Below are 6,437 nucleotides of genomic sequence, written 5' to 3'. Positions count from 1 at the left end.
CAGTTTATCATTCTGATTAACTAATACATCAACGGCATCATGATCTGTAATAAAGGTGCTTTCATTCCCATCCTTATAAGGAAAAGCAACCATGTTATTTCCCTTTTTAATAGGAATAACAACTTTCTGTTTATTTTCCATACCTAAAAACCCCCGACTAATACTATGATATACCTCTCTTGGTGTAGCATCAGGATACAATATACCAAATCCTGATTCTACAGTTTGTAATATTCTAGAGAAATCAGTACGCAAATACGTAAATGATAATTCCTTAATTGCATCATATAAATGCTGGATGTTTCCATCTTCATCTAATCTTCTAAGATATCCTAATGCCGTTAAATCCTTATCTGTTAATTGTCCTAATTTAAAACCATCTGTAGTCCAGGGATGAAAATAAAATAATCCATCAAGATGATATTTCAGACACATATCAAACATATGATTTGCATATTGTATTTGTTTTTCTTCAGTATGTTTATAGTAAGAAATATTCCGCCAAGGTTTTTCCTGAATTTATCGAAAAGACCTTCTACTCCTTCATCAAATAAATGTATATAATAATACCTGAAGTTTAAACCTACAAGACTCGATTTATCAATTCCAAAGTTAGCACCGAATCCGATATATCCGCCAATAGCATATTTAGCTTGTGCATCACCAAAAGCTTTGAAAAATTCTTTATCATTTGGTGTAGTCAATACCAATGTGGGTCCAACTCCAAAATTAATATAAGGGCGGAGATTGTCATAAATTTCATTTGTGAATAGTCTGTATTGAAGTCCAAAATTTAAAGGAAGAAGACAGGGATTCGCCGGACAAGCCGGATTTTTATGTGGGATTGGAAGGCGGTTTTTTCGGAGAAGTCTCACCCGAACAAAAGCGCTGGTATTTTCTGCAGAGCTGGGTTTATGTCAGCGATGGGGAACGAGGATATTTTGGTGCCTCGGGTGCGACGCCGGTCCCGGAGCGAATTGTTCATGACGTGATTGAAGGCAAAAATGAACTGGGAGAGGTCATCGATAACTATGGAACGGAAAGCGACATCCGGGACAAATACGGAGCATTTGGTGTTTTTACCCAGGGCCTCATTACCCGGCAAGCTTCTTTCGAATTTGCTCTTCTCAGCGCATTTGCACCGTTTTTCAATCAAACTCTTTATGTTTCATGAATCTCTGGGAATTTAAAGCCGGCTTCTACGACAGCGCCAGGAGACTTTTTCCATTTAATCTTATTCTATCAAAAGAAAGTGCAAATCTAAAAAACCTGCTGTCAAAGATAGATGTAGACCATGGAAAAATTTTAGATGTTGGCACCGGCACGGGAACCAGTTTGGCCTTTTGGGGGGAAAGCGCGCAACTGTTTGCTTTAGACAGTTCTTTTAATATGATTAACAAGGCTAAACTCAAAGGCAGTAAAAATTTGATCGTAGGCGATGCCCTTGCTCTGCCAATTAAATCAGACTCTTTTGGCCTAATCACCGCCATCGGGCTGCTCGAATATCAAAAAGAAAAAAATACGCTTCTTGAAGAATTTCGAAGAGTTCTCCTTCCGGCAGGCCACATTCTATTAACTTATTCACAAAGCGGCCTGTTGAATTTTGTGAGATTTTTAGGAGGTCATCGTCTTTATTTATTATCTTCCGCTAAATTCAACCGACTCATTCAGGAGAGCGGCCTGGCCTGTTTGAAGAAAAAGCACTCGTTAATTCAGACACAAATCTTGCTTCACGATAATTCGGGAACTCATGGCTAAAATCAAATTTAAACGGCGCATCATTCGCAGCCGAAATCTTCTAGCTAATTTCAGCAAAAACTTCGAGTTCAAATTCACTGGCCGATGGATGTTTTACAGCCTTATTATCGGCGTTGTTGCCGGCGGGGGCGGAATTCTGTTTTTCTACCTCCAGGAAGCAATTGAGCTGATTTCTTTAAAAGGGCCGGCCGGGTTTCATCCGCCGCTGCCCGGCGGCGAAGGCGGCGGTTCGGAAAGCAGCCCGCTGCCGTCGATGTTCAACTGGTGGTTTTTTATCATCCCGACGGTCGGCGGCTTGGTTTCGGGTTGGCTGGTTTACACCTGGGCGCCGGAAGCCGAGGGGCATGGCACGGACGGGGTTATCAAAGCTTTTCATCAAGATCGGGGAAAGATCAGAGCACGGGTGCCGATTATCAAAACAATTGCATCTGCCATCACAATCGGCACCGGGGGCAGCGCCGGCCGCGAAGGTCCGATTGCCCAAATCGGCGCCGGATTTGGCTCAATTTTCGCTTCCAAACTCAAGCTTACGGACCAGGACCGCAGAACAATGGTGGTTTCCGGCATGGCTGCCGGCATCGGCAGCATTTTCCGTTCGCCGATTGGCGGCGCCCTCTTCGCGGTCGAGTGCCTCTACAAAGACGACATGGAAACCGAAGGACTGGTCCCCGCAATCACTTCATCGATCATAGGTTACACGGTTTACGCTTCGGTCTTTGGCTGGAATACGATTTTTACCACCGGCGACTACTCTTTTCAAAATCCGCTCGAGCTGGTTTTTTACGGGGTGTTCGGGCTGCTTTGTGCGCTGCTCGGGATTTTTTATGTCAAAATTTTTTACGGCTTTCATGAAAAGGTTTTTGCCCCTTTAAAAATCCCCAAGCATTTCAAACCGGCAATCGGGGGACTGTGCTTAGGAATTTTAGCATTCTTCTTTCCCTATATTTTAGGGTCCGGCTACGGCTGGATTCAAATGGCCATCGATGGTCAGCTTGCCATTACGCTGATGATCATCGCGGCGATTCTGAAAGTTTTCGCGACGTCTTTTACAATCAGCTCGGGCGGCAGCGGTGGCATTTTTGCGCCGTCGCTGTTTATAGGCGGAATGCTTGGCGGCGCTTTTGGCGGTGTCGCACACAATTTATTTCCGGACATCGTGACCCAGCCAACTGCGTTTGTCCTGGTCGGAATGGCGGCGTTTTTTGCCGGCGCTGCGAATGTGCCGGTTTCCATGACCATCATGATCTCTGAAATGAGCGGTAGTTACGGACTGCTCGTGCCCCTGATTTTTACTTCGACACTGGCATTTTTTGTTGCCCGCAAGTGGAGCATTTATAGCCAGCAGCTCAAGAATCACGCCGAGTCCCCCGCACACCGGGGGGATTTAATTGTGGATATTTTACGGGAAATTCCGGTCGTGGCAGCTTACAAAGCAAAACCGGACTTACCGAAGATTGCGAACAATCTTCCCATCCAAAGGATTTTACCCCTGTTCGCCGATCGGGAAGAGGACTGCTTTCCGGTCGTCAACAAAGAGGGAGAAATTACCGGGCTGCTGTCCATGGGAACCTTGCGGGCGGTGATTGGAGAAGAGGGTGTCGGCAGCTTAATTGTTGCTGAGGATATTAAAACCAAACTCGACACCGTGAGTCCAAAGGATAATTTGCAGCAGGCGCTCGGGCATTTTCTAAACACAAAATATTCTTCGCTACCGGTTATTGATCCTGAGGATCCGAATACGGTCTTGGGTTTTTTGACTTATCACGATTTGATCTCAGCGTATGATGAAGCGCTGATTAAGTGGAGTACGGATAGTTAGTACCCAGAAGTAGCAGAACTCGCCAGAGTTCCCGGCCTACCACGAAGTGTGGCCACTTCGGCTACAAACGAACGGGAACGAGGGACTTAGAAAAAAACAGGAGTTAATAACATAATGCCATACATGGAATTTTTCACACAACCGGTTACGACGCTCCTGCTTCGTAGCCGGAGGTTCAAGCAGGCGTTCCCACGCAGAGCATGGGAGCGAGGGAAATTTATCCTGGTCATATTTTCCTTAACTTGCTCAAAAAGTTTTGCCTTTCAGCAGACAAAGTCCAGTCCCGAAGATTTTGTAAAAGGCCGCGAGATTTTAAAAAAGGTAATCGAAGCAGCCGGAGGGGTGGCTGCTTTTGATGAAATTGATAATTTTCGTATTAAAACCGAAAGCAAAATTTTTGGACAACGCAGTACTATTGAATTAGTGGTTTCCGAAACCGTGAAACTTCCCGATAAGACGAAACAAATTTTTGAACTCGCCACCGGGCAGAGAATTCAGGTTCTGAACGGAGAAATCGGCTGGAGCAAGACCGGCGAAACTGTCACAGAGATCTCTAATGCTGAAATGAGAGAAATGAAGCGTGGGTTGTTTCGAGACACCATAAACCTTTTCAAACGATTTGACGGCGCAGATATCGATGTGCAATATTTGGGGAAAGAAACGATCCAAAAAAATACTCTGTTTATTTTGAATATCAAAAATAATTTCGGAGACTTTTTCAAGCTCTACGTGAATTCTAAAACCTACCTTATCGAGAAAAAGAGCTATCATGGCGGAGGCCCGGAGATGGCTATCTTAGCGACTTTAGAGGAAATCTATTCAGATTACCACGAAGTGGACGGGCTAAAAATTCCGTTTCACACGGTAGTAAAAGCAAACGGCAAAAAATTTATCGAGTCGAATGTGGTCGAAGTGGAGTTTAATTTAGAGCTAAGGGAAGGTTTTTTTATGAGGGAGTAAGGTTTTATTTGCTTTCGAAAATTCCAAATCACAATATCAAATCCCAAGCTTGTCCCCGATGTTCCCCGATTAAAGAATTCGGGGACAAGTTTGGTCGGGGATAAATCTCAAACCCCAATGAACAATGACCAAAACTCACCGACTCAGGTTTGGTGTTTAGAAAATTGGATATTGGCATTTAATATTATATTTTGTTTTTTGATATTTGAGTTTTGGAATTTTGCCGCTTGGGTATTGGCTGAAATGAGCAATCGTTGGAAGATGGCATAAAAATCAGTGACGATCTTCTTGGTCATATCAAGATAAATTTCAAGAAACATGATTTTGCGGGAGGCCGCGGCTCTTGACAAGGCATTCGGGGGTAAAAGGTGTAGTTCTTTTGTGGGCATATAACCCGGGCTTGCTCACAATCGGCCATTGCAACTGAGTCCCAAACATTTTATATTTAATGGTTTATAACTTCCTGCCGATATAAATCTGAAGTCTTGAATCGAAAAGCGTTCGCTGATACTGCTTTAGGACATTCGGAGCGAGTAAAAAACAAAGGAGAAGTTATAATTTGAAGTCTCGAATTTTATTTGTAGGCGATTTGGATGATTTACCAGGATCACTTGATCGGATGCATTGCCAATGGGACATGGCATTTATTCAGAATGGAACTGACGCCCTTGAGACACTTTCCAAAGGACCTTTTGATGTCGTAGTAGCCGATATGCAGATCTCCGGAATTACCAGCTCCGATTTTTTTAATCAAATCAGTGAACAATATCCACAAATAATCCGCGTAATGCTGCTTGGCACGGACGGGCAGGCAAGTCTTATACAGGCTGCGGCACCAGTTCACCAATGGCTACCCAAACCATGTGACCCTGATCTTCTCGAAGCTAAGGTGGCCCGAGCTTTTTCGCTTCGCCGCATCCTTATGAACGAAACTCTAATGAGTTGTGTCTCGAAGATGAAATCGTTGCCAAGCCCGCCAGCATTATATTTTGATATAATGAAAGCACTAGGCTCCGGAATTGAGAAAGTTATGACGAGAGTCGGCGAGCTCATCTCTGAGGATATCGGTATGACTGCCAAAGTCCTGCAGGTGGTCAACTCGGCCCATTTTGGGCTCAGGATGAAGGCTTCGAATCCTATCCAGGCAGCGAAAATGCTCGGGCCAACCACAATAAAAGCATTAGTTCTCGCTAGCGAAGTGTTTTCCCAATTCGAGCAAATCCAAATCGCTGGAACCTCTTTCGAAAAGCTGTTACATCATAGTCAAGTGGTCGGTTCATTTGCCAGGAAGATAGCGGAAATCGAAGGGGAAGCCAAGAGTACAGCTGAAGATGCTTTCCTCGCTGGCATTCTGCATGATACCGGAAAGCTGATATTAGCCAGCAATTCTCCCGAGCAGTACACGAAAGTAGCGAGTCTGGCGGCGGAAAATGATATGACGATTTGGCAGGCTGAGCAGGAGATGTTCGGAGCCACCCACGCCGAGATGGGCGCTTATCTTCTTGGACTCTGGGGAATGTCCGATTCTATCGTAGAAGCCCTTGCATTCCACCATCGACCCACCGAGTGCCTTGATGCCAAATTCGGCCTGGTCACGGCGGTTCATGTCGCCAACGTGCTTGAAGCGGAGCTACATGAAGGCAGTGAATCCAAAACATCAACTCTTGACGAGGACTATCTGGCTGAGCTTAACATGGCTGATCGATTATCGATTTGGCGGCAAAGCTGTCACGAGCAAGTGGCAAAGTGAGTTTTTCTACGGGCAGCCAGTCATAAATAGCTGCCCGTAGCCGCTCGGCAGACTTGGATACGACTGGATCGGACAGTCATTTACAATGTTGCTCCAACAGCGAAGCAGCAACTCCAAATCCAAAATGTATAAATCCCAAATAAATTTCAA

At 44.9% G+C, this 6,437-nt stretch carries 8 protein-coding genes; 5 read left to right on the top strand and 3 right to left on the bottom strand.

Going from position 1 to position 6,437, the window contains the following annotated elements:
* Both IH879_17540 and IH879_17535 read right to left on the bottom strand, forming a co-directional pair.
* On the bottom strand, nt 1–444 hold a 444-nt coding region (locus IH879_17540; protein ID MCH7676727.1), incomplete at its 3' end, for a hypothetical protein.
* Nucleotides 426–704, bottom strand: a complete 279-nt coding sequence (locus tag IH879_17535) for a hypothetical protein (GenBank protein MCH7676726.1) — start codon at nt 702–704, stop codon at nt 426–428. The genes IH879_17535 and IH879_17540, both read right to left, overlap by 19 nt.
* 134 nt (nt 705–838) lie before the next feature.
* Here IH879_17535 and IH879_17530 point away from each other — a divergent pair, with 134 nt between their 5' ends.
* From IH879_17530 to IH879_17515, 4 genes are all read left to right on the top strand, one after another.
* On the top strand, nt 839–1,174 hold the full coding sequence (locus tag IH879_17530) for a DUF84 family protein (GenBank protein ID MCH7676725.1): 336 nt from the start codon (nt 839–841) through the stop codon (nt 1,172–1,174).
* The gene (locus IH879_17525) at nt 1,171–1,758 is read left to right on the top strand and encodes a class I SAM-dependent methyltransferase (GenBank protein MCH7676724.1); all 588 of its coding nucleotides are present in this window, start codon (nt 1,171–1,173) and stop codon (nt 1,756–1,758) included. Before IH879_17530 ends, IH879_17525 begins: the two co-directional genes overlap by 4 nt.
* Entirely contained in the window at nt 1,751–3,577 is a 1,827-nt protein-coding gene (locus tag IH879_17520; GenBank protein ID MCH7676723.1) for a chloride channel protein, read from the top strand. Before IH879_17525 ends, IH879_17520 begins: the two co-directional genes overlap by 8 nt.
* Nucleotides 3,578–3,691: 114 nt before the next feature.
* Nucleotides 3,692–4,537 carry a hypothetical protein gene (locus IH879_17515; GenBank protein MCH7676722.1) on the top strand — a complete coding sequence of 282 codons (846 nt, stop codon included), beginning with the start codon at nt 3,692–3,694 and terminating at the stop codon, nt 4,535–4,537.
* Nucleotides 4,538–4,680: 143 nt separating this feature from the next.
* Here IH879_17515 and IH879_17510 read toward each other — a convergent pair whose 3' ends face one another.
* Complete coding sequence (locus IH879_17510; protein MCH7676721.1) at nt 4,681–4,926, bottom strand: hypothetical protein; 246 nt, start codon at nt 4,924–4,926, stop codon at nt 4,681–4,683.
* Between the two features lie 170 nt (nt 4,927–5,096).
* Between IH879_17510 and IH879_17505 the strand changes: the two genes are divergently transcribed.
* Nucleotides 5,097–6,287, top strand: coding sequence for an HDOD domain-containing protein (locus IH879_17505; GenBank protein ID MCH7676720.1), 1,191 nt, complete (start codon nt 5,097–5,099; stop codon nt 6,285–6,287).
* The last annotated feature ends 150 nt before the right edge of the window (nt 6,288–6,437 follow it).

Source organism: candidate division KSB1 bacterium, assembly GCA_022562085.1.
GTDB lineage: Bacteria > Zhuqueibacterota > Zhuqueibacteria > Oceanimicrobiales > Oceanimicrobiaceae > Oceanimicrobium.
Note: the sequence above shows the minus strand (reverse complement) of the source record. Positions and strands in the feature narration are given on the sequence as shown.